General features: G+C 65.7%; 3 protein-coding genes and 1 pseudogene. 3 read left to right on the top strand and 1 reads right to left on the bottom strand.

Going from position 1 to position 3,319, the window contains the following annotated elements; translation table 11 throughout:
- Nucleotides 1-145 precede the first annotated feature (145 nt).
- The 3 genes from QZT59_RS10440 to QZT59_RS10430 all read left to right on the top strand — a co-directional run bounded on the left by QZT59_RS10440 (nt 146) and on the right by QZT59_RS10430 (nt 2,862).
- A complete protein-coding gene (locus QZT59_RS10440) occupies nt 146-790 on the top strand; it encodes a hypothetical protein (RefSeq protein WP_290815484.1) in 645 nt (214 codons plus the stop codon).
- Between the two features lie 91 nt (nt 791-881).
- Complete coding sequence (locus QZT59_RS10435; RefSeq protein WP_290815482.1) at nt 882-2,396, top strand: signal peptidase I; 1,515 nt, start codon at nt 882-884, stop codon at nt 2,394-2,396.
- Entirely contained in the window at nt 2,386-2,862 is a 477-nt protein-coding gene (locus QZT59_RS10430; RefSeq protein ID WP_290815479.1) for a SipW-dependent-type signal peptide-containing protein, read from the top strand. The genes QZT59_RS10435 and QZT59_RS10430 overlap by 11 nt, the downstream gene beginning before the upstream one ends.
- A gap of 169 nt (nt 2,863-3,031) precedes the next feature.
- Here the strand turns inward: QZT59_RS10430 and QZT59_RS10425 are convergent.
- Nucleotides 3,032-3,319, bottom strand: a pseudogene (locus tag QZT59_RS10425) (glutamine--fructose-6-phosphate aminotransferase); the annotation flags it as partial.

The following is a 3,319-nucleotide window of genomic DNA, read 5'->3' as shown; positions in this document are numbered from 1 at the left end:
CGTTACGACGAGTTAACGAACTGTTTGTAATTTCTATATATCACCAATAGACGGATTCTCAGCGAAAATGACTCTATACTCAAATGTGATGTCCTGATTCGGTACATGTGCGCAATCGAAAGAGAGCACGCGCAGCAACGGTAGCATGTCCGACGAACCCGACCCCTCGCGCCGGCGGATTTTGCAGGCAGCGGCTGGTGCCGGGTTCGCCGGGGTGGCCGGGAGCGCGGCGACCGTGGCGTACCTCACCGATCGATCGTCGTTCCCCGGGAACGAGACCGGGGCCGGCTCGCTGAATCTGGGACTCGCCGCGGACGCGGCCGAGGGTGACGACGAGGCCGACTACGTCCCGAGCGACGACGATTTCGAGGACGAATCGACGGTTTCCGTGGCGTTCTCGTCGCTCGAACCGGGTGACAGCGGCGTTCTCACGACCGCGTATCGTGTGTGTGGAGCACCCGGGCGCGTCTGGTTTCGGGTCCGGACGGACGGCGACGACGAGACGGCGCTGGCCCGACGCTTGGACGTTCGGGTCGCAGAACGGCCCGACTGCGACGGAGACGGGGACGCCCTGTTCGCGGGGACGCTCGACGAACTGATCGCCGCGTACGAGGACGGCGTGCAAATTGGCTACGACTGCGTCGAGTGCGAGCCGGCGTGTGTGGACCTGGAGTGGACGTTCGACGAAAATCCGCCGTCGGATGTGGACGACGATTCGTTCACGTCCGAACTCGAATTTGCCGCAGTTCAGTGCAGACACAACGAGACACCGGAGAACCCATGGAACTAACGACAGACGAGGGGAATCGACTCCGATCCGCACAGCGCCCGCGGATGACGAACACGGCGGAGTGCACGATCGGAACCGGAGGGGATCCGTCGTGTCGATAGGTCTCCCGAGCCGCCGGCAGGTATGCCACTGGATCGGGTTGGTAGCGCTGGTCGCGATCGTCGTCCCGTTCGTCATCTACGCGGTCCCCGGCGTGATCGGCGCCGAGGGGAGTTACGTGGTGATGTCGGGTAGCATGGAACCGTCGATCGGCGCCGGCGACGTCGTGATCGTCGACGATACCGACCCGACGACCATCGAAGAGGGGGACGTGATAACGTACGTCCGCGACGACGCCGAAACGCCGACGACCCATCGCGTGATCGACGTCGTCGAAGCGGACGGGGCCCTGGCGTTCGAAACGCAGGGAGACGCCAACGATCAACCGGACGCATCGGCCGTCCCCGCCTCACAGGTCCGCGGGGAAGTGGTCCTTACCATCCCGTACATCGGGTACGTCATCACGTTCGTCAACACTCCGCTCGGGTTCTCGCTGTTGGTGGTGGGGCCGCTACTGCTATTGCTCGCCACCGAACTGTACCCGCCGCTTCGAGCGCGACTGGCGGATTCGACCGCGACCGGTGCGAGCGAAGCGAGCGACCCGACGGAGGGGCCGATCGTGTCCGTACCCGAACCGAGCTCACTCGACCCACCGAACTCACTCGACCCACCGAGCTCACTCGACCCACCGAACTCACTCGACGCCCGCGTCGACGAGAGATCGCCTCGAGCCCGACTGACCGACGGCGAACCGATCGAAACGGACCAGATCGCCTCGCCGGACGAAGACCCCGCTTCCGATTCGACCATGGACGAGCAGACGACGCCATCATCCGCGACCGAACCGACGACCCGGACCGCATCCGGCGGGATGGGGACCGCGACCGATCGACACACAGAGGGACCGGCTGCCGAGGGATCCCGGGGAGACGACGCGACGATTTCGATCTACCGAACCGACCTCCGCCTCTCGCTGGCCCTCCTCGTCGGCACGACGGTGTATGCCGCCTGGGTCGCGCTCCGGATGCCCGAACCCCTGCCCCTCTCCATCGCCTTCGCCTCGGCGCTGGCCATGGCGTCGGTCGGCGTGATGTACTATCTCGCCGGCGACGGACGATCGCCTGGAGGGGCCGGTTCGGGGTCGAGCGTCGACTCCGGACCCGGCGGATCGCCCGACCCGGTTGATACGGCAACCGACGTCGATTCGGCCCGATATCGGATCCCGCCGAACGAAGCGCAGCACCGCCACGCCGGTTCGACTGCGCGGCCGGACCTTCTCGAGGGGGCAGACCGATCGTCGAGTCCAACGAGCTCGGCCACACCGAACGGGGCGTCCGTCACCGACGTCGAGACGGAGCCGAACCCGTCATCCCGGGAGAACGGTATCCCGCGGCGGACCGCGCGGACCGATCCCGAGGAAGGCACCCCCGACCGAGCATCCGAGTCGCCCGTCGACGTCGCATCGACCGACCCGACCGGCGGACTCCGACGGGGGGAGTCGTCGGATCCGGCCGCCGTCAGCGACGAGGAAGACGATCGCACCAATTCCGAAGGCGATGCCAGGTAGCTCGCGAACCGAGAAACTCGTCGTCCTTTCGCTCGTCGGAGCCTTGGTACTCGGAGCGCTATCCGGCGGGTACGCGACGCACGCCGTGTTCACCGATAGCGCGAGCACGGAAGTGACGTTCGAGGTTGGAGACGTCCCCGACCTCGAGGAAAATCTCTCCGACGGAAACTTCTCCGAAGATTCGAACGCGACGAACGCGACCGCCTCCGATAGCGAGAATGACGGGGACACCTCGACCGATAATGAGACCGACGGGGACACCTCGACCGATGAGAGTGACGACGGGGACACCTCGACCGATGAGAGTGACGACGGTGGGGAGGGATCCGAGGCGGATGACGACGGAACGGACGAGGACGACGCAGCCGACGGAGAGGAGAGCGATGACGGGAGCGAAGCGGACGCCGGAGACGGATCGTCCGAGAACGCCGAGGAAGGGGACGATGATCACGAGAGCGAAGACTAGTTCGCCGCGCTCGGCACGGCCGGCGGCATCGGCCCACTACTCTTAATTCACGGTCAGTGAGGGTATTTGTGCTCGAAAGTGACCGGTCGATCACACCGATCCAGATGATCGACATCCGCCGGTGGATTATCGGCGTCCGCATCCGTTTTTCCCGATCGACCCGAACCCCCTACTCCACCGTCACGCTCTTGGCCAGGTTCCGCGGCTTGTCGATCGACCGGCCCAGCAGGTTCGCCGTCCAGTACGAGACCAGCTGCAGCTGGACGTTCGCTAGGATCGGGGTGAACCGCGGCCCGAGCGAGGGCACCTCCAAAACGACGTCGGCGTACGGCGCCACCTCCTCGCGGCGATCCGTCACGGCCACCACGGGCGCGCCGCGGGCCTGGACCTCCTTGACGTTCCCGAGGGTCTTCGCGGCCAGCTCGTCGTCGCCGGTGATCGTCGCGAAGACGGGCGT

The organism is Halovivax sp. (assembly GCA_007119345.1).
Lineage (GTDB): Archaea > Halobacteriota > Halobacteria > Halobacteriales > Natrialbaceae > Halovivax.
The sequence above is the reverse complement of the archived record's forward strand: the minus strand, read 5'-3'. Positions and strand labels throughout refer to the sequence as shown.